A 21,452-nucleotide genomic window follows, 5' to 3' on the forward strand; every position below is an offset into this window, starting at 1 on the left:
TTAGCTTTTAAATGTTTTAGCTATTTTCAGATGGGAATATGAATAGTGAGCTCGAATCAATAGCTCAAAACATGAATGAGGAGGAATTGTTATATGGCTAACAACAACCAAAACAAACGTGGACGAAGCATGTCAGTAGAGGAAGCGGGCCGTAAAGGTGGAGAAGCAACCTCTAATAATCATGATCGAGAGTTCTATGAGGAGATTGGCCGTAAAGGCGGAGAAGCAAGTAGCGGCTCCGGCAACAACGGTAATAATGGAAGTAATGGCAAAATGAGTCGAGAAGAAGCAGGTCGCAAAGGCGGCGAAGCGAGTCGTCAAGGCTCCAACAACTAAATTAGAATATTATACCTTTGAAACAATGTTGAACCTTAGAAGAAGTCTTAAAAAAAACTAAAATGATTACACTATAGGAGGATGATTAAAATGGCTAACAACAACCAAAACAAACGTGGACGAAGCATGTCAGTAGAGGAAGCGGGACGTAAGGGCGGAGAAGCTACCTCCAATAATCATGATCGTGGGTTTTATGAAGAAATAGGTCAAAAGGGTGGAGAAGCAACCTCTCAAAACCATGGCCAAGATTTCTACGAGGAGATTGGACGTAAAGGCGGAGAAGCAAGCAGCGGCTCCGGCAACAACGGTAATAGTGGAAGTAATGGCAAAATGAGTTGAGAAGAAGCAGGTCGCAAAGGCGGCGAAGCGAGTCGACGGGGCTCAAATAATTAACTTTCCATTTAAAATTAATAATTTACAACAAAATTAATTATGTTATACCCAAGTCTTAAATGACTTGGGTATTTTTTTAGTTATGCCTATAACAGGAACTTTATTTTATGAATAGGAGCTATTTTCCTCCTTGCATTAGTAAAATCATGCATTGGAGTCTTCTTATTATTTCCTTGGAAATGATATCAGGATAACGACATATTCTTGAAATATCGATGCAAACTAATTGTAAAAATGCATTTATCATTATATAGTATAAGTCGTTGGTCAACTTGTCCTTGGAAAAATTCAAGTAAGGGGAAAAGATAACTAAATGAACGATTTTCAAATAAACTTTGGAATTGAAGAACTGATCAAATCTACTGTAAAAGCGGTAGATATGGAGATAGAAATTAGAAAAGATAATTCTGGAATTAATATGAGCTACAACTTTATAGGAAACTATATTGGAGTAGATATGAATAGGCTACTTATAGCCAAAAGCGAAATGCCGGCATTAATTTCTTTGGAATTATATGTGGAAATATTGACGATTCATGAATTAGGTCATGCTATTGATCGCAATGCATTAATGAGTACTTTAGACCGTACAATTGAAATATATAACATAAAGCAAACTCATACTCTAAAAGAGCTCTATAATGATGTAAATCTATTAGAGATACTTCTGGAAGAACATGAAATGAATCTCTCATTTGAGCAAACTGCTTGGTCGAATGCGGAGAAACTCAATCAAATATACAATATAGTAGAACCTATGTATTTTGAAACAGTAAAGAAACATAGCTTGTCTACCTATACAGATTCATACCAAGCAGATCAATCCCTGTATAACCTTCTTATAGAAGAAACAAGTGAACAAATTGCATAATTATTGATGGCCATCTGTATAGTAGTTTAGCAGATGGCTTTTATTAGTATAAGAAACTGATTAATTTAATAATAGTACATAGTTTATTTTAAATCGGACCTATCTTGCGCTCTGGTAGGTGACCCAAAGGAAAACAATTATATTTTATTTCTCCCCAATTATACATTACTTAAAAAAGGTCAGGTTTCACACTGGTATTAAAGGGAATATATATAATAAATCCATATAGAGAAAGAGGGAGATTTAAATGGACAAACAAGTGAAGAAAGACATGAGACAGCCGAATAGCTTTCAGGAGCAGGATCCAAGTAAATCAAGCTCAGCTGAAAAAAACGAAGATAAAGATATGCGACAACCAAATAGCTTTCAGGAGCAGGGTCCAAGTAACTCAAACTCAGTTAAACACAACGAAGATATGGACATGAGACAACCAAATAGCTTTCAGGAGCAGGATTTAAATCACACAATTCTTGAAAACTCTCTTCCTAAAGATAGCAAATAAGATAAAAAAATATCGATGAATGATACAATTAGCAGACAAAAAGACAGCAAAACAAATTAGATTTTAAAGGATATTCCATAAAAAAAAATAGGAATATCCTTTTAATTTAGTTAATTTCATAAATAGCACTTTACCAGTAAAACACGAACTTTTGTCCATGGATGATTGGAGCGGCAGCCGCGACTCCAGTGGGGTGAGTGAGAAAGATAAGGTATCACAAACGTGCCCGTAGATGGCGGTGGTGGCTTATCACTCATGCCATGGAAAGCGTCCGCCTAAAGTACAAATCAATAACATTTTACTCGTTGAAAGCATTTAGATTTCATTATTCTCTTCTCAATTGTTCGTGTTTCTATATAATAATTGGAATTATGAAATTAACGCAATTATGCATAGAAGATTGAATGTAATTACTAATTTTACAAATAATTCATCTTGTAATTAGAACATAAGTAAGAGTTAGTATAAAATAAAACATATACATAGAATACAAAAGGCGGCTGAACATAGTGAAAAAGAAAAAACATAACCTCCAGACAAATGAGAATCTGATCGTGTTTCCGGGAATGGTGGAAACCTTAATAAGTGACGGCCTTGCATTTGCTGAAGAGAATAATTATATGAAAGCAGCAGCTTGCTTCGATGAGGCTAAGAAATATGTAGAGCTGGACGACATAATTTTAAGTGTATATGTACTTACCTTGCTAGAAACTAGAAGAGCAATTGAAGCGAAGGAAATATGCGAAGGTTTGTTAGAAGAGAAATCTCCCGTATTTGAACAAATTGTTGAGCTCTATTTGACAATTCTGTTAGATTTGAAGGAGTACGGAGAGTTAAATAGAGTGATAAACAGAATATTAAAGGAATATAATTTTTCAGAGGAACGGAAGACAAATTTTCATCAGCTGAGAGATTTAAGCAATAGACTTTCAAACGAAACGAATATTTTAGAAGAGGAGGATGAAGCTCCTCTTGACCCTATCGAAAAGGACAAACTTAAGTTAAAGTCATTCACACAGTTAAGTTTCACGGAACAAGAACAGATTTTGCAACAAGCTTTTTACAAAAATATTTTACAAGCAATTCCTGAGATTAAAGCTATTACAGAATGTACAGACATATCTCCAACAGTCCAAACCTTAGCCCTATTGCTATTAGGTAGTGCAGGTGTGACGGAAGAAGTTTCTATTAGCAAGTTTGGTTTATCACAAAAGGTTATTCCTTCTTCACCACCTCCACATACTGGTGTTGATCGAATGGAAGAGATAAACCAGCATATCCAAGAATATCTGCAAAAAGATCCTACTAAGCTAATGCTTACGACTGAACTTGTTCATCGTCATGCATATGCTTTATTTCCATTTGATTGGCAAGGCTATAAAGATGAGGAGATTGCTACGGCTTACATTCAATTTGTGCAAATAATGTTTGGGGAAGAAAATCTGAACACTAATCCTTTATTGGATTTTATACAGACAGTAGAAAGTTCGATTGAAAAATAAATTCTTTTTCAAATACTTTTTTTAGTTATTCAAAATATCTTTTCTTAAGAATAGGAAAACTCATTATTTATTACTGGAATTCAGTAGTAATTAATGAGTTTTTTTTTGAAAGAATTTGAAATTACATTTTATTAAGACAAAAATTTCATTGACTTTTATTACTGATTAAAATAATATACAAATTATTGCTAATATTTAATAAAATTCAATAATTTTACATATTTAAATTTGGTGTTATGGCAATTTTCTTCTGGTTTCAAACTATTAACTTAGTATTATATAAAGTTTAACTCAAAAGGAGGTCTTAAATCATAGTTTAAGTTAAAAAAAGAAAAAAGGAAGTATAAAAAAGGAGGAAAAGAATGAATAAGGGGTATGTTAAAACCTTTTTTGCTGTGTTGCTTATGTTCACCCTAGTCTTTACAAGTATAGAAACAGGAAGTGCGGTGGGTACAATTTCTCCTAAAGTGGAAATGAGGGCTTCATGGATATCTACCGTCGCAAATATTGATTTGAAGCCAGGGTTGGATGAAGCTGCTTATACATCATGGGCTCGCTCTACAATAAAAGAGTTGGAGCGAAAAAACTTTAATACAATTGTTTTTCAGGTAAAACCGACAGCAGATGCTCTATATCCATCTGAGCTGGCGCCTTGGTCTCGTTATATAACTGGGTCTAAACAAGGGACAAACCCTGGCTATGATCCTCTGCAAATAATGCTAGATACAGCACATGAACATGGCATGGAATTACATGCTTGGATTAATCCTTATCGCGTTACAATGGCAAATCAAAAACTAGAGGAATTAGCACCAAATAACATTGCTTCTCTTCATCCTGAATGGGTGGTGAAAAATGGAACTCAATATTATTTGGATCCGGGCATTCCAGGTGTTCAAAGCTACTTAATAGACGCTGTAAAAGAACTAGTTACTAAATACGATGTAGACGCTGTTCACATGGATGATTATTTCTATCCAGGCGTAAATTTTGATGATGCAGCAACTTATTTACAATACGGCGGTAATTTTGATGATATTGGCGACTGGAGACGTAATAATGTAAACGAGCTTGTTCAGAATATCAATATTAACATTAAAAATATTAAGCCGTGGGTACAGTTTGGAATTTCTCCGTCAGGTATTTGGAGAAATAGCAAGGATGATCCGGAAGGTAGCGATACCAATGGGTCTGCTCACTATGATTCACTTTTTGCTGATAGTAGAGAGTGGATACAATCAGGATATATCGATTATATTACCCCACAGGTATACTGGTCTCGACAGTTAGCTATTGCGAATTATTCTGTACTTTTGGATTGGTGGAGCAGCCAGACAGAAGGCTATCCAATCAACCTTTACATTGGAATGGCAGATTATAAGGTAAATGCTAATTTTGATACTGCATGGAATAATCCATATGAATTGCCAGAGCAGATTTTGGACAACCGAGCAAACGGAAAGACGAATGGCCAGATGCATTTTACTCTCAGAGATATTCTGGCAAACAAGATTGGATACGCTGATATAGTTGAAAATGAAATTTATCAAACGAAGGCCTTGACTCCTTCTACGGCGTGGAATGGTCCCGCAGAGCCTAAAAAACCTATATTAGTTAATGCCAAAAAACAAGGCAAATCTATACAAGTTACGATAGACAACAAAAAACGTATTGATGCTAGAAAATATGTGATCTATCGCTTTGAAGGTAATAAAGCAGGTGATTATAGTAATCCAAAGAATATAGTAGGTGTTGTATATGACAAAAATGGTCTTGCAACATTCACCGATCAAAAGGTAGATACGAATAAGCAATACACTTATGGCGTAACAACTATTTCATACACCGGTGTTGAAAGTAAAAATGCCGAAGAAACAAAGATTAAAAAGTAAGCGATTAAACAAAAACCTAAAGCCTTGAAAAAGGACTTTAGGTTTTTGTTGTTTAACGAGCTAAAAGTCATTCTAATTTAGTGAAAGAGGATTAACAAGAAAATATAAGAATTAGTACTTGAAACAGAATCCTATAGTAATTGGAGTGGGAGGAGGCTTATTTGCTCTTATCTCGCACTAGCATTCACAATCTTGTTTTATTTGAAATATTAAAACGAAAAAAATATAAAAATTCAAAAATTATGTTTCATTTTAAAAATAAATATGTTATGTTATTAAATATTCAGATTTTATCGATAAAATGATATTTCATTATATTATGAACAATTAAATTTCTTTATTATGAAAAAGAAGGTGTTTATTTGGGGAAAAGTGATATATCTACTCAGGTCGGGCAATTAATGGTCGTCGGATTTAAAGGTAAGACAGTACCAGAAAGTATTATTCAACTTATACATGAGAATCGTATTGGTGGAATTATATTGTTTAGTCACAATATTGGTTCACCTAATGAACTTCTAGATTTAACCTCTACTCTTCAACTAGAGGCAAAAAAAGCAGGATACCTATATCCTCTTCTTATATGCTTGGATCAAGAGAATGGGGTAGTTCGTCGGTTGGGAAATGGTACTACAGCATTTCCGGGGGCCATGGCTATTGGGGCTACAAGTAATATTGAAAACGCTTTCAACGTTAGCTTTGCAACAGGACAAGAACTGAGGGAATTAGGGGTAAATTGGAATTTAGCGCCTGTATTAGACGTTAATAATAATCCAGATAATCCGGTTATTGGAGTTCGCTCTTTTGGTGAGGATCCTCGCCTAGTTGCTGAATTTGGGAAAAAATCGATGAAAGGAATGCAAAGAGCGGGAATAATAACGACTCTTAAGCATTTCCCTGGACATGGAGATTCGAATGTTGATTCTCATCTAGCACTACCTGTTATCAGTCATAACAGAAAAAGGTTAAATGAAGTAGAACTAGTACCATTTATAGAATGTATTAATGAAGGAGCAGATACTATTATGTCTGCACATGTCTATTTTCCCGCAATAGAAGATAGAGAGAATGTTCCTGCTACCTTATCCAAAAAAGTTATTAATGGTTTGCTGAGAGAGGAACTAGGATTTGATGGGGTGGTAACAACAGATTGTATGGAAATGAAGGCTATTTCAGAAACTATCGGGACTGAAAAAGGTGCCGTGGAGGCTCTTAACGCAGGTGTAGACTTGGTAATGGTCTCTCATACACTTGATGTGCAGATAAGTACGATAAAAGAAATAAAAAGAGCGTTAGCTGAAGGTGTGTTGAAAGAAGAAACTATTAAAGCTTCCCTTGACCGACTCAATAAGCTTAAGGAAAAGTATTTGTCATGGGAAACTACTCCCTTCCATTCTACATTTGCGACTTTAGGGAGCGAAAAACATAGACAGCTAGCTGAGAAAGTATTTCAAGAGAGCGTTACGATTGTAAAAAATGAAAGCTTATTACCCTTGAAAACGAATCAAAAGATATTAGTTATTAATCCTGTAAATCATTATATATACGGGGTAGAGGATACGAAAGAAATAAAAGCAACACTTAGTGATGCGATGAAGGAAATTAGTGATCATGTAGAGGGTTATGATATTTCTGAGACATTTAATATAACAGAAATGAAATTGCTCATTGAAAGGGCAAAGAAATTTGAAGTGATAGTTATTGGCACATTATCAGTTTCATCTAAGAGTTACGAAATAGATTTATATGAAAAGCTTTTAAAATTAGGCATACCAGTGGTAGGGGTAGCAATGAGAAATCCTTATGATCTTAGGTACTTTCCAAAAGTAGCAGCATACTTAGCAACCTATGAATTTACTTATCTCGCTTTGAGAACCGCTGCTAAAGCAATATTAGGAAAATCCTTGGTTAGTGGAGACCTTCCAGTTACCTTAACGGTAAATGGGACTCTTTAAGGGGGTGAGGGATACATAGTGTAAGGAGGGAAGAGTGTTTACAAAATAGTTGGTCATTTAGTAACAAAACTATTTCAAAAAAACTAGGGGGTATCACAAATGAGAGGTAAGAAAATAGTATCGTTAGCTCTAATCGCAGCTTTAGCCTTAGCAGCTTGTTCGGATGATGAAGCGAAAGGTAAAGTTGAACCAGACAGTAAAAATTTTAACAAAACAGGAATGCCAATAGTCAACGAAACTATTAAACTGGATATTTTTGCTGGTAAGTCAGCGACTACAGCTGATGATTGGAATGACGTTTTAATATTGAATGAATATGAAAAAATGACAAATATGGACATAACATGGCAACAAGTCCCTGCTGATGGGTTAGAAGAAAAGCGTAATCTCGCCTTAGCAAGTGGAACATTGCCAGATGTTTTTTATGCAGCGACGATACCCGTAGGGGATTTACAAAAATACGGTCAGCAAGGAACGTTTATCCCATTAAATGATTTAATCGAGGAGTATGCACCAAACCTAAACAAGGTTTTGGAAGCCAATCCTGAAATTAAAAAAGGACTTACTTTCCCAGACGGTAAAATCTATTCCTTCCCTACTATTTATTCTCCTGAGTTTACTTCTCTATTAATAGGAGCTAAACCATGGATAAAAAAAGATTGGCTTGATCAATTAGGGATGAAAAATCCTGAAACGACAGATGAACTATATGCTTATTTGAAAGCTGTAAAAGAAACAGATTTAAATGGAAATGGTAAAAACGATGAGATTCCTTTAAGTAGTGTCTCTATGACCCGTATCCTACATTGGATTTCAGGGGCGTTCGGAATACAAAACAAAGGACAACTTCATACATTGGTAGATACAGACTCAGCTGGTGATCTACGTTTCTTCTCTACTGCTCCAGAATATAAAGAAATGTTAGAGTATATGCATAAATTGTACTCAGAAGGTTTGATTGATCAAGGCATCTATTCCATTGACGTACCTAAATATTTGGCTGGTGCAGCAGAGGAATTATACGGAGCTACTCAATTCTATAATCCTGTAGAATTGTTTGGTGAGGAAATTGGTAAGGACTACGTGGTAGGTAACGCATTGGTTGGACCAGATGGAGAAAAGCTATATACAGGAGTTACGTCGCCACTAAGAGACTTAGGGAACTTTGCTATTACGAGTGAGAACAAGTATCCTGCTGAAACGGTTAGATGGTTAGATCATTTCTATAGCGATGAAGGAGCATTGATGTTCTTTATGGGTATCGAAGGAGAGACCTATGAAGAGACTGCAGATGGACCGAAGCTATTAGAAAAAATTACAAACAGTAAAGATGGCTTAACGATGACACAGGAGCTTGCAAAATATTTAATCAATCCAGGTGGAAATCACCCTGTAATGATTACAGATGACTATTTCACTGGTTCTGAAAATGCACCAGGAGATATCGAGGCTACTAAAGAGCTTGAGCCATATCTAATTGATGAAGTTTGGCCTAATTTTACTTACACAGCTGAAGAAAACGATCAAGTAAATGTCCTGAAAGCTGATATCAATAAATATGTACAGGAAATGCAGGCAAAATTCATTACTGGTGAAACTTCTCTAGATGAGTGGGATTCTTATGTGAAAACTATTGAAAAAATGGGACTAAAGGAATTCATGGAGATTCAACAAAAAGCATATGAAAGATACAAAAAGTAATAAGAATATGCAGCCTTCTAAAGTTGTCGAGGAATGTTTTTCCTCGGCAATTCTAGAACAACGGAGTGGAGAAGGGGGTAAATAAATGCAATTAAATGAAACAAAATTACAGGAGCATGTGGTGATTCCAAAAGTTAGCCGTTTTGCTAAATTCAAAAGAAATTTTATGAAAAGCTGGCAACTCTATGTTTTCTTACTTCCTGCCCTTTTATATTTTTTAATCTTTCATTATGTTCCGATGTATGGATTGCAAATAGCCTTTAAAAATTTTATGGCCAATCAAGGGATTTGGGGAAGTCCATGGGTTGGATTTGATCACTTTACAAGATTCTTTAATTCGTACTATTTTTGGAGATTAATCAAAAATACTATATTACTTAGCTTATATCAATTGCTACTTTTTCCTTTGCCAATTATTTTAGCTCTTTCGTTAAATGAACTAAAAAATGGAGCGTTTAAAAAATGGGCTCAAACACTTACATATGCTCCTCACTTTATATCTGTAGTGGTAGTAGTAGGAATGATCGTTATATTCTTAGACCCAGTAAATGGTTTAGTGAATCAAATAATAACACTATTTGGTGGAGACCAAATTCGTTTTTTAGATGATGCAGGTTGGTTTCGACATATATTTGTTTGGTCAGGAGTATGGCAAACTTTAGGTTGGAGCTCGATAATCTATTTAGCAGCCTTGGCGGGGATTAACCCTGAGCTACATGAGGCAGCGGAAGTCGACGGAGCATCTAAATTTCAACGCATATTACATATCAACTTACCAGGCATTTTCCCAACAATCATTGTATTGCTTATTTTAAATATTGGTAGCTTTATGTCAGTAGGATTTGAAAAAGTCTTACTATTGCAGAATAGCTTAAACTCTGCAACATCAGATGTCATACAGACCTATGTATATCAAGCAGGGTTATTAGAAGGTCAATATAGCTTTGCTGCAGCTATTGGTTTATTTGACTCCTTAATCAATATCGCATTACTAATTACCTTCAATTATGTTGCAAGAAAAACTAGTAATAATAGCTTATGGTAAGGAGGGGTTCCTATGAATAAATTTAGTTTGTCAGACAAGGGTTTTGATGTGCTAAACAAAATTTTCTTAGCAGTTATTGTAATCCTAATTGTGTATCCACTTGTTTTTGTAATTAGTGCTTCTATAAGCGACCCCTTAGCGGTTAGCTCAGGGAAAATGTGGCTATGGCCGGTAGATATCACGTTCGAAGGATATCGGAAAATATTACAAAATGATTCTATTTGGCTAGGGTATAGAAATACAATTTTATACACAGCAGTAGGGACTCTCCTACATTTGTTTGTACTATTGCCATGTGCATACGCGCTTTCTCGAAAAGAATTAATGGGAAGCAAATATATTTTATGGTTAGTGCTATTCACTATGATGTTCAGCGGTGGCTTAATCCCGACCTATTTAGTGATTAAAACATTAGGAATGCTAGACACAATGTGGGCATTAGTAATCCCGGGAGTAGTTGGTGCTTGGTCTATTCTAGTTGCTAGAACATTCTTTCAGAGCAGTATACCTGACCAATTAGTAGAGGCTGCAAAAATAGACGGTGCCTCAGATTTTTATATGTTTATCAAGATAGTATTACCACTTTCTATGCCGATTATTGCGGTTATGGCATTATTCCATGCAGTTGGTTTATGGAACCAATATTTTAATGCATTAATATACTTGTCAGACCGTGACAAATACCCACTTCAGCTCATACTGCGGGAAATTTTAGTAGTGAATCAGGCCCAATTAGGGGAAGGTTCAGGAGAGCAAACTGAGTCTCTCATCCAGCAAGTGAGAACAGGCGGATTAATAAAATACGCCGTTATTATTATTTCCTCGTTACCACTTTTAATCGTGTATCCGTTTTTACAAAGATTCTTTGTTCAAGGTGTATTAATCGGTTCTATTAAAGAATAATAGATTGTCTTAACTTAAGTAACTTCAAACCATCCATGAAGGGAGAGAGACTACTATGAATGGTTTTGTAAATGGATACTATCAGTTTTCCTTGTGGGCGATGAGATTAGCTTACGTTAACATATTATGGTTTGTCTTCACATTAGTAGGTTTGTTCTTTTTTGGGCTGATGCCTGCTACAGCTGGCATGTTTGCAGTTGTGAGAAAATGGGTTTCGGGAGATACAGATATTAAAATATTTCAAACCTTCTGGAAATCGTATAGCAAGGAATTTTTTAAAGCAAATTTGCTTGGCTACCTCCTTGCTGGAGTAGGCTATCTCTTATATATTGAGCTCCAAATATTAAGAGCACAGGAAAATATGGTTTATTTTGTTGCAAGCTATGGGGTTATTGCGCTCTATATAGTGTTGTTGATAGTGTTGTTATATTCTTTTCCAATTTTTGTTCATTTTAATGTTAATGCTTTACAAAATATTAAATGGGCATTCGTAATAGGCGTTATTCATCCAGTACTTACAATTGCAATGATTGCTATATTGGGCTTTGTTCACTATGTAGCTTTCATGACCATCCCTGCACTACTTTTTTTCTTTGGAGGAAGTGTTACTGCCTTTATCCTCACGTGGGGTGCATCTAAAACCTTTACAAAATATGAGCCCTCAAATGTCTAAATAGGTGGAGGAAACAAATGAAGCTAGGATTAGAAGTCTTTTTAGACAGAGAATATAAACGCTTTACTGGAAAAAGTATTGGTCTTGTTACGAATATGACAGGAGTGAATCAAAAGCTTACTCCTACGATTGATTTGTTTTATGAACATCCGGGCATTTCTCTCAAAGCCTTATATGGTCCAGAGCACGGTATACGTGGGGATGCCAAGGAGGGGGAAGAGGTACAGTCTTCGTTCGATCCATATACTAATCTTCCTGTATACAGTCTGTACGGTAAAACCAGAAAGCCGACGAAGGAAATGCTGGAATCTATCGATGTAATAGTTTTTGACTTGCAGGATATTGGTTCGAGGTACTATACATACATTTATACAATGGCCTATGTGATGGAAGCCTGTGCAGAGCAAGGAAAACAATTTGTCGTTTTGGATCGACCAAATCCTATTTCTGGGGAGCGTTTGGAAGGAAATTTAGTAGAAGAAGATGTCCGTTCCTTTGTTGGACTATTACCGATTCCGAACAGACATGGCATGACAGTTGGAGAACTTGCACAGCTGTTTAAATACAAATTTGGCTATGATTGTGAATTAACTGTTGTACCAATGGAGGGCTGGAAGAGATCGATGTACTTCGATGATACACCTTTGTTCTGGGTCCCTCCATCTCCAAATACAACTAACATTGATATGAATATTTTATACGCTGGAACTTGTTTAATAGAAGGTACCAATTTATCTGAAGGCCGTGGAACTACGAGACCATTTGAATGGATTGGCGCTCCTTATGTTGACGGTAATAGTCTTTCAAAAGCTTTTAATGATAGAGGGGTAGAAGGAGTTATAGCAAGGCCAGTTTCTTTTAAGCCGACGTATCAAAAGTATAAGGATGTAATCTGTAGTGGCATACAGTTACATGTAGTAAATCGTAATACATTGAATTCCTGGAAAACTGGGCTATTGCTTTTAGAAACAATAGCGGAAATGTACCCAACTGACTTCTCATTCATAAAAAATGAGCAAAAGAAGTACTTTTTCGATTTATTGGCTGGAACTAAAAGTCTGAGGGACAGAGTGTGGGGAGGAACCACCGAGGTATATATAGAGAACTGTCTAGCTCTTATCGAAGGATTTCAGAAGGAAAAGAAAATATACGACTTATATAACTAGGATGATTAAAATGAAGGATTTGGCTAATTTAACTAAGCTGTCAACAGAACAGAGAAATGATAGGTCGACTAATATTGATAATATGTCTACCAAAGGCATTTTAACCTTGATTAATGATGAGGATTTAAATGTCGCTAAATGTGTTCAGGAAGTCTTGGAGGAAATTGAAAAGGCAGTAGATGTTGTATATGAATCCATGAAGTCTGGTGGAAGATTATTTTATGTTGGTGCAGGAACCAGTGGAAGGCTAGGAATATTAGATGCTGTGGAATGTCCTCCTACCTTTGGAACATCACCAAATTTAGTACAAGCTATTATGGCTGGCGGATTGAACGCTTTTGAAAAAGCTGTAGAGGGCGCTGAGGATAGCCCGGTAATGGGTAAAGAAGATTTAATAGAAAGAAACTTAGCTAGTTGTGATGTAGTAGTGGGAATAGCAGCGAGTGGCAGAACACCATATGTGATAGGAGCATTAGAGTATGCTAGTCAGATTGGAGCACAAACCATCAGTCTAACTGCAAACAAAAATTCCATTATAAGTGAATATGCAGCTATAAAAATTGAAGTAGAAACAGGACCAGAGGTAATTACTGGCTCTACTAGAATGAAGGCAGCAACTGCTCATAAGTTAATCCTAAATATGATCTCCTCTACAGTAATGATCAAGCTAGGAAAGGTTTATGAAAATTTAATGGTGGACGTTTCAGTTAGTAATGAAAAGCTAGAAGAGCGAGCGAAGGGAATCATCCAAACTATTACTCAACAGTCTTATGAAGAGACAGAGAAATATTTAGGACTAACAAATAAGGAAGTAAAACCTGCGATAGTAATGATGAAAGCGAATGTAGATTATAAAGCGGCTAAGGATTATATTGAACAAGCAAATGGATTTGTTCGAAAGGCAATTGAATTGGCCGGAACGAAATCATAAGAGGAGGGTGCATGATGAAGGAACTAAAGAAGCTAATCTTGGATGATTTTGACTGTGCCAAACTTAGTGACTATGACACTAACCGTTCTTTTGTCTCCTCCTATGATTTATCTCTAAGTAAGGATTACGTAAAACATGGTAATCATAGTTTGCAAATTAACTTTAACTTCGGAGGCTGGGTTACAGGGAATGGAGCCATGTATATTAAGTTTAAGAAGGAATTATTGACAGAGCAGAGACCTAAAAAGATAGCTATGTGGGTACATAGCGATGGGAAAACACCATGGCTCCGAGCAACTATTATAGATGGGGACAATGAGCGAAAAGTAGTAAACCTAACAGACGGTAACATTAGCTGGAGAGGTTGGAAGTACTTAGACGCAGAGATAGAGCAAAACTGGAAGCTTCCATTAAGGTTGGAGCAAATATATGCGGTAGAAACAAATATGATTTACCAAAAAGACTCCAGTATTAATGGAAAGTTCTATTTAGATCAAATTCTTTTTGTGTATGTGGATGATCAGGATCTTTCTGGACCCGTATTTAGTGACATATTACCTGAAAAAGAAAAGGTCTATTCAAATTCGTTTGTTTTTTCTGCCGTAGTGAGTGATTTTATGTCAGGAGTAGACCTGAATTCTATTATAATGAAGGTAAACAATGAATTAGTTATTCATTCCATTCAAAAGAACAAGATTTCTTATCATTTACAAGATCTTCCTGAAGGGAACTATACTATAAGTGTTCATGCAAAGGATCTGGCAGGTAATTGGTCAGTACCACATCTAGAGAAAACTTATAGAGTAGATTTAAGTCAAGATCTTGAAAAACCTATATTATCAAATGTAACGCCAACCAATTCAGCCGTGGTGTACACAGCCACACCCCGGATAAATTTTCGACTGTTAGATGATCAAAGTGGGATTGAAGGAAAAGAAATTATCATCACTATTAACAATAGACAGCAACAAGTTATATATGATGAAGAAACTGGCTGGGGTTACGCAATTGCTAACGTTAGATTAGAAGATGGGAACCATCATTTCTCAATTTATGCAAGGGATCGAGCTGGGAATGAAATGGACCTCTTTCAGCAAGAGTTTTTTATCCAAACTCTCAATTCACCAAAGGTTGAAGACTGCTATTCAATAGCAATTATTCCCGATACACATTCACTTGAATACGGAAAGGCTGCGCTAGGACATTCTATGGAAGCCTCCTCGGACTTTGTGATACATATGGGTGACTTTGTAGATCAAGGAACAGAAGAGGAATACATACTTTTTAAAGAGTTTCTGCTGGCTAACGCAAAGAAGCCGATATTGACTCTAGCAGGCAATCATGAGGCGTTTCAAGGCAATTTAAAACTATATCGGAACTTCATGGGTTCCCCAGCCTATCATTTCAATTATGGGAATGTACTATTTATTATATTAAACAGTGCGATAGAGCAAAGTATTACACAATCTGATTCGACCCAGTTTACTTATTTAAAGGAAGTTTTAGCATCTAACAATGAAAAGCGAATTGTCATTCTTACACATGTTCCAACTAAGGATCGATTTGGAACTGCCCATGAAATGGATAGGAAAGATACAAAGAAATTAGAAGAAATTCTAATTGAATATAAGAGACAAGTGCCCTCAAGTGACATTGTAGTTTTGTTTGGACATTTACATACGCTTGATCAGTGGGAGTATGGAGGAGTTCGTTTTATTATTACAGGTAATTCTGCGCCAAAAGGATATGTAAGTAAAAACCAAGGAAATACAATCGGTTATGGGTTGCTTCATATTAGAGCGGAAGGTTTATGTTATGAATACAAACCATATTCTTGAAGTCCTTCATCAGTAAGAAAGATGCTGTAGTGCCTTAGCTAAAAAGCCATATTTTATAAAGAAATGAGTTGATTATTATGTCATCTGCCAACGGTGGACTAGTTATGCTAAACGAAATGGTGAACACATTGCCGCCCTCTGAAAGAAAAATTGCAAAGTACATATTAAATCATCCTCAAGAGGCAATTTCTTTAACGGCAATCGAATTAGGTAAAAGAAGCTCTACAAGTGGAGCCGCAGTCATTAGGCTATGTAAATCATTAGACTTAAAAGGTTTACAAGACCTAAAGCTACGTATTGCAGGAGATTTGCAAAAGACGACAGAGCACGGGTTTAGAGATATTGAGCCCAATGAACCTATTTTATCCATTATTGACAAGATGACAAATAATAGTATCAAAACGATACGTGAAACTGCAGAAATGTTAAATACAGAAGAACTAGAAAAGGCTATTCAACTTCTTAAAGTTGCAAATACAGTGCATTTTGTTGGAGTAGGAGCCTCTAATATAATTGCGCAAGATGCCCAACAAAAGTTTTTGCGGATTAACAAGAATGCTTATGCCTTTCCAGATATTCATTTGGCGATGACCTTAGTAGCAACAGCGGAGGAAGGAGACGTTGTAGTAGCTGTTTCATTTTCTGGAGAAACAGCAGAAGTAGCTAAAGTATTGGAGCTAGCTAAACAAAAAGGCATTTCTATTATTAGTATAACCAAATATGGAAACTCAGTTATTTCTAAGATAGCGGATATAAAGCTTTATACGTCAGCAACAAGAGAGTCAACATTTCGTAGTGGCGCTACTTCCTCTCGAATTGGACAGCTTCAGGTGGTGGATATTCTATTTATGGGAGTTGCATCTCTACAATACGAGGAAACTGTTAAGTATCTTGATGCCACACGAGATGCGGTCAATTTTCTGTCGAAGGATTCCAAAAAATAATTTATTACATAGCTAACTCTCCTAGGAGTTGGCTTGTTTATTGTCAAAAAGGGGTGGAGACAAAATGTATGTAATAGGAATTGATGGTGGAGGAACGAAAACAACCGGAATTATTGCTACATATAAGGGGGAAGTAGTAGCAAAAGCAACAGTTGGTGGGACCAATATAAATAGTACAGGAAAGAAAGCTGTCCAAGCAGAATTAGTAAAGCTTGTAACTAATTTAAAAGAATCTGCACCAGATGATTTCAAACAGGTAAAACGAGTATTTGCTGGCATGGCAGGAGCAGGCAATACCTCCAATCAAGAAGCCTTGAAAATAATGCTCCTTTCCCTCTTTCCATCAGGAGTAAATATTACTATAGATCATGATGCTATTACAGCACTGTACTCCGGAACTATAGGTAGACCTGGAATAGTACAAATTGCAGGGACAGGAGCAATTACATATGGTGTTAACCAAATATTCGAAAGAGCGCGTGTAGGAGGCTGGGGCCACCTATTTGGGGATCAGGGAAGCGGCTATGCAATTGGTAGAGATGCTTTAGAGGAAGCATTTAAAGCAAGAGATGGTATTACTAAACCAACGCTCTTGTGCGAACTCCTTACGAAGCATTTTGGCAAAGATGAATTACCAGATATTATTCCAAATATTTATCAGTCTGAAAACCCTAAAAAGCTAATATCTTCGTTAACCATGTTAGTTATGGAGGCAGTACAGCAAGATGACATAACAGCCAAAAAGATTATACAAAAAAATGGAGCAGAGCTTGGTATAGCAATTTCTACAGTTGTAAGTCAATTATTCACTCAAGGAGACAAGGCCATTTCAGTTGTTTTAGTAGGAGGCTTGTTTAGTAGATATGACATTTTGAAGGAATCCATTGAGCAAACCATTAAAGAAAAAGGTGTCAGGGTGGAAATGATTTTCCCTAAAATATTGCCGGCTGGTGGAGCTGTGGTTGCTGCTCTCTTAGAAGAAAAAGTGGACATCGATGAGTTTTTTTTAGAAACATTTAATAGAACAAACTAAGTAGAAGAGGTGAAATAATGAAACTTATAGCGTGGCATGTGGAAAGGCTAGATGAACTGGTGAATTTATGGAATATAGAGCTAGGTAGTGAGTTTCCTATGCGTAAGGAGCTATTTGAACAAAATAGTTTTCATGATGAAAATGTCTGTCATGAGGCTTCGCGAATTGCTGTCGATGAGCAGGATAGAGTAATCGGATTTATTGTAGGCAAAAGGTGGCAGGAAGAATTGTCAGTCCCGATGAAAGACAAAACGGGATGGATACAAGTAATTCTTGTTCATCATGAATACCGTAACCAGGGGGTCGGATCTGCTCTATTGAGGCATGCAGAGGAAGCTCTACACACAGCTGGTATGCATGAGATATTGTTAGGTAAAGATCCGTGGCATTATTTCCCTGGTGTACCTTCTCAAAGTAAGGAGACTTGGTTTGAAAAGAGGGGATATCAAGCATTCGGAAAGGAGTACGACATGCTTTGTAGGTATGAGGATGAGGACACAAAAGTATTGCCTTCCTTCGACAACGTAGAATTCTCTCTATTAAATCTTGAGGATAGAGAGCATTTCCTTGCATTTCTTCATCGTTGTTTCCCAGGTAGATGGGAGTACGAGGCTCTTCATTATTTCCAAAGAGGAGGTACTGGTCGAGAGTTTATCGTTCTCAAAAAAGAAAACAAAATTATTGGTTTTTCAAGAATAAATGATGCTACTTCACCTATGATTGCACAAAACGTTTATTGGGCTCCTCTATTTAACCGAGAATTAGGAGGAATCGGTCCATTAGGAGTTGATTCTACACAACGAGGCAGTGGATATGGCATTGCGATTGTTGAGGCTGCTATAGCTTTTCTACGAAGTAGAAATATTAAAAATATTGTCATAGATTGGACTGGGCTTGTCGATTTTTATCGTAAATTAGATTATGAGGTATGGAAAGGATATACCTCATATCGAAAGCTGCTTTAATATGTTTTGATGGGCACATAAATCTCATATGGGGAGAGAGGCAATTGGAAGGACAAACAAGCTATGTAGTAGGTCTTATGTCGGGAACATCCTTGGATGGAGTAGATGCAGCACTCGTTAAAATATCGGATGCTCAGGACTATTTACAAATAGATCTAGTGAATTATTTGTCTGTCCCATACTCTAGAGAGCTAAAAGAACAGCTTGGAGAGCTTTGTATACCTGAACTGGCTAGGATAGAGAACATTAGTGCAATGAATATGTATTTAGCAGAAGTTTTTTCTGAAGTTACCTTAACTGTTATTCAACAGGCAGGATTAACGCCCAGTGATATATTACTTGTAAGTTCACATGGCCAAACGATCTTCCATCAACCTGATCCTATTAAAATTGAAGGAACGGATATAATATCTACCTTACAAATAGGTGATATAGCAGTCTTGGCCGAGCGTACGGGAATAACTGCAGTTGGGGATTTTAGAACACGTGATATGGCTGTAGGAGGAAGTGGTGCTCCATTGGTACCATACGCAGAACACATGCTTTATGCAAAAGAAAATTATGGAAGAGTCCTCGTTAATATTGGAGGCATATCTAATATAACCGTCTTATCTAAGGGTGCTATAGCAGCAAATGTTATCGCGTATGATACTGGTCCTGGAAATATGATTATTGATGCTTTCGTGTCATGGGCAACTGCAGGTAGGGAATCCTTTGACCGAGATGGAGATATTGCACGTAGGGGTATGGTGGATGAAAGGTGGCTAAATAAGCTACTTGATCACCCTTATTTCGAACAGAATTACCCTAAAAGTACGGGTAGAGAGATGTTCGGAGTGGGTTTTGCTAGGAAACTTTGGCAGGAAGCGGAGAGTTTATATATTAATCAAGTAGATAGAATAGCTACTGTCACCGCGTTAACTGCAAAAACTATAGCTAAAGAAATCTTAACTCATGGAAAAACTGCATATGTAAAAGAAGTTTTAATCAGCGGCGGAGGAAGAAATAATCAAACACTATTTAATAGTATTCAAGAATATCTTCCAAAGGATATCTCTGTAGTTGGAATTGAAGAGTATGGAATGGTTGCCGATGCTAAAGAAGCTGTCATTTTTGCTCTGTTGGGTTACCAATGTTTTAAGAAAAGAACGAACAATCTTCCATCTGCAACTGGTGCTTCAAAAGAAGTTGTGATGGGAAAAATTGCATGGTGAAAAAAGAAAAGAAGCTTTTTTCACGAAATTAGCGAATGATTTTTTCTTTGTTTATAGTTGACATACCTATCCGATTTAAAGGATTATAAAGTATGAAGGAAATAAGATAACCTTTCTTTTTTCGAAAGGTAATCGGACGAACATACTTGTATATCAATAATGTTGAAAGTCTAGTCAATTATGCTATAATATACAGGTTGTCAATATAATTAGTGAAAAACTGTCCTGTTAAGTTTCAAACTTTTAATATACAGGCTACTAAATTATTGTAATTTATTTATTGGAGGTAGAATAAATGTCAGTTAAATGGGAAAAACAAGAAGGAAATAATGGTCTTTTAACAGTTGAAGTTGCTGCTGATGTAGTAAACAACGGTTTAGATCAAGCTTTCAAAAAAGTGGTAAAGCAAATTAATGCACCTGGTTTCCGTAAAGGGAAAATGCCACGTCAAATTTTCGAAAAAATGTACGGAGTTGAATCTTTATTCCAAGATGCATTAGATTTCATTCTTCCACATGCATATGCTTCAGCAGTTGAAGAAGCTGGTATTGATCCAGTTGATCGTCCAGAAATCGACATCGTATCAATGGAAAAAGGTCAACCTTTAGTATTCACTGCTAATGTAGTAGTAAAACCAGAGGTAACACTTGGTGAATACAAAGGACTTGAAGTAACTAAAGTAGATGAAACAGTTACAGACGAAGAAATTGAAGAGCAATTAAAAGCTCAACAAGCTCGTTTAGCTGAATTAGTAGTAAAAGAAGATGCAATCGTTGAAGGCGATACTGCTGTAATCGACTTTGAAGGATTTGTAGACGGAGAAGCGTTTGAAGGTGGAGCTGGTCAAGACTACCCATTAGAAATCGGTTCTAACTCTTTCATCCCTGGCTTTGAAGGTCAACTTGTAGGAGTTAAATCTGGCGATTCAAAAGATGTAGAAGTTACATTCCCAGAAGAGTACCATGCAGCTGAATTAGCAGGGAAAGCAGCAACTTTCAAAGTTACAGTTAAAGAAGTAAAAGGAAAAGAACTTCCTGAGCTTAATGACGACCTAGCTAAAGAAATTGATGCTGAAGTAGAAGGCATTGATGCTTTACGTGCTAAACTTAAAGAAACTACTGCTGAAGAGAAAAAACAAATGTCAGCACAAAACCTACGTGATGATTTAGTAGAAGCTGCTGCAGCAAACGCTACTATCGATATCCCAGAAGCAATGATTGAAACAGAAACTGATCGTATGCTACAAGAATTTGGTCAACGTTTAGAGCAACAAGGCATGAATTTAGATCTTTACTTCCAGTTCTCTGGTCAAGACGAGGCTGCTTTACGCGGACAAATGGCAGAAGATGCTAAAAATCGTGTGAAAGTATCATTAACTCTTGAAGCAATTGCTGAGAAAGAGAATCTTCAAGCGTCTGAAGAAGATATCAACGCTGAACTAGAAAAAATGAGTGCACAATTCAATATGTCAGCTGACGATATTAAACGTGCACTTGGTGGTACAGAAGTTCTTGCAAATGACCTTCGCTTCCAAAAAACTGTGGAATTCTTAGTAGAAAACGCTAAAATTTCATAATTACACATAACG

At 36.4% G+C, this 21,452-nt stretch carries 19 protein-coding genes; all 19 read left to right on the forward strand.

Translation table 11 applies throughout. From position 1 onward, the window contains the following. Positions 1-93: 93 nt before the first annotated feature. The 19 genes from ACQKNZ_RS09055 (at position 94) to tig (ending at position 21,440) form a co-directional block, all read left to right on the forward strand. Positions 94-336, forward strand: a complete 243-nt coding sequence (locus ACQKNZ_RS09055; RefSeq protein WP_427659276.1) for a KGG domain-containing protein — start codon at positions 94-96, stop codon at positions 334-336. 90 nt (positions 337-426) lie between these two features. Then, complete coding sequence (locus ACQKNZ_RS09060) at positions 427-675, forward strand: KGG domain-containing protein (RefSeq protein WP_427659278.1); 249 nt, start codon at positions 427-429, stop codon at positions 673-675. A 367-nt stretch (positions 676-1,042) separates the two neighbouring features. After that, positions 1,043-1,600 (forward strand): integrase, encoded by a 558-nt coding sequence (locus tag ACQKNZ_RS09065; RefSeq protein WP_195761990.1) that lies wholly within the window; start codon positions 1,043-1,045, stop codon positions 1,598-1,600. 247 nt (positions 1,601-1,847) lie between these two features. Then, a complete protein-coding gene (locus ACQKNZ_RS09070; protein ID WP_427659280.1) occupies positions 1,848-2,102 on the forward strand; it encodes a hypothetical protein in 255 nt (84 codons plus the stop codon). Between the two features lie 509 nt (positions 2,103-2,611). Further along, the gene (locus tag ACQKNZ_RS09075) at positions 2,612-3,604 is read left to right on the forward strand and encodes a DUF3196 family protein (RefSeq protein ID WP_154310526.1); all 993 of its coding nucleotides are present in this window, start codon (positions 2,612-2,614) and stop codon (positions 3,602-3,604) included. 362 nt (positions 3,605-3,966) lie between these two features. Beyond that, positions 3,967-5,496 (forward strand): glycoside hydrolase family 10 protein, encoded by a 1,530-nt coding sequence (locus ACQKNZ_RS09080; protein ID WP_427659282.1) that lies wholly within the window; start codon positions 3,967-3,969, stop codon positions 5,494-5,496. Positions 5,497-5,858: 362 nt separating this feature from the next. After that, a complete protein-coding gene (gene nagZ / locus ACQKNZ_RS09085; RefSeq protein WP_427659284.1) occupies positions 5,859-7,451 on the forward strand; it encodes a beta-N-acetylhexosaminidase in 1,593 nt (530 codons plus the stop codon). A gap of 99 nt (positions 7,452-7,550) precedes the next feature. Continuing rightward, on the forward strand, positions 7,551-9,152 hold the full coding sequence (locus tag ACQKNZ_RS09090) for an extracellular solute-binding protein (RefSeq protein ID WP_427659286.1): 1,602 nt from the start codon (positions 7,551-7,553) through the stop codon (positions 9,150-9,152). 85 nt (positions 9,153-9,237) lie between these two features. Beyond that, the gene (locus ACQKNZ_RS09095) at positions 9,238-10,197 is read left to right on the forward strand and encodes an ABC transporter permease (protein ID WP_186318042.1); all 960 of its coding nucleotides are present in this window, start codon (positions 9,238-9,240) and stop codon (positions 10,195-10,197) included. 12 nt (positions 10,198-10,209) lie between these two features. Beyond that, a complete protein-coding gene (locus tag ACQKNZ_RS09100; RefSeq protein WP_144535639.1) occupies positions 10,210-11,100 on the forward strand; it encodes a carbohydrate ABC transporter permease in 891 nt (296 codons plus the stop codon). 55 nt (positions 11,101-11,155) lie between these two features. After that, a complete protein-coding gene (locus ACQKNZ_RS09105) occupies positions 11,156-11,773 on the forward strand; it encodes a YesL family protein (protein WP_144535640.1) in 618 nt (205 codons plus the stop codon). A gap of 17 nt (positions 11,774-11,790) precedes the next feature. Next, positions 11,791-12,939, forward strand: coding sequence for an exo-beta-N-acetylmuramidase NamZ family protein (locus tag ACQKNZ_RS09110; RefSeq protein WP_427659289.1), 1,149 nt, complete (start codon positions 11,791-11,793; stop codon positions 12,937-12,939). A gap of 10 nt (positions 12,940-12,949) precedes the next feature. Continuing rightward, the gene (murQ, locus tag ACQKNZ_RS09115; RefSeq protein WP_151113626.1) at positions 12,950-13,870 is read left to right on the forward strand and encodes an N-acetylmuramic acid 6-phosphate etherase; all 921 of its coding nucleotides are present in this window, start codon (positions 12,950-12,952) and stop codon (positions 13,868-13,870) included. 14 nt (positions 13,871-13,884) lie between these two features. Next, on the forward strand, positions 13,885-15,708 hold the full coding sequence (locus ACQKNZ_RS09120) for a metallophosphoesterase (RefSeq protein WP_195761991.1): 1,824 nt from the start codon (positions 13,885-13,887) through the stop codon (positions 15,706-15,708). Positions 15,709-15,785: 77 nt separating this feature from the next. Next, the gene (locus ACQKNZ_RS09125) at positions 15,786-16,652 is read left to right on the forward strand and encodes a MurR/RpiR family transcriptional regulator (RefSeq protein WP_222123055.1); all 867 of its coding nucleotides are present in this window, start codon (positions 15,786-15,788) and stop codon (positions 16,650-16,652) included. Between the two features lie 64 nt (positions 16,653-16,716). Continuing rightward, positions 16,717-17,685, forward strand: coding sequence for an N-acetylglucosamine kinase (locus ACQKNZ_RS09130; RefSeq protein ID WP_427659292.1), 969 nt, complete (start codon positions 16,717-16,719; stop codon positions 17,683-17,685). 17 nt (positions 17,686-17,702) lie between these two features. Next, the gene (locus tag ACQKNZ_RS09135) at positions 17,703-18,650 is read left to right on the forward strand and encodes a GNAT family N-acetyltransferase (RefSeq protein WP_340844558.1); all 948 of its coding nucleotides are present in this window, start codon (positions 17,703-17,705) and stop codon (positions 18,648-18,650) included. 44 nt (positions 18,651-18,694) lie between these two features. Beyond that, complete coding sequence (locus ACQKNZ_RS09140) at positions 18,695-19,864, forward strand: anhydro-N-acetylmuramic acid kinase (RefSeq protein ID WP_427659294.1); 1,170 nt, start codon at positions 18,695-18,697, stop codon at positions 19,862-19,864. Positions 19,865-20,159: 295 nt separating this feature from the next. Next, positions 20,160-21,440 carry a trigger factor gene (gene tig, locus ACQKNZ_RS09145; protein ID WP_144535649.1) on the forward strand — a complete coding sequence of 427 codons (1,281 nt, stop codon included), beginning with the start codon at positions 20,160-20,162 and terminating at the stop codon, positions 21,438-21,440. Positions 21,441-21,452 lie beyond the last annotated feature (12 nt).

The organism is Psychrobacillus sp. NPDC093200, from assembly GCF_050280345.1.
Taxonomy (GTDB): Bacteria; Bacillota; Bacilli; order Bacillales_A; family Planococcaceae; genus Psychrobacillus; species Psychrobacillus faecigallinarum.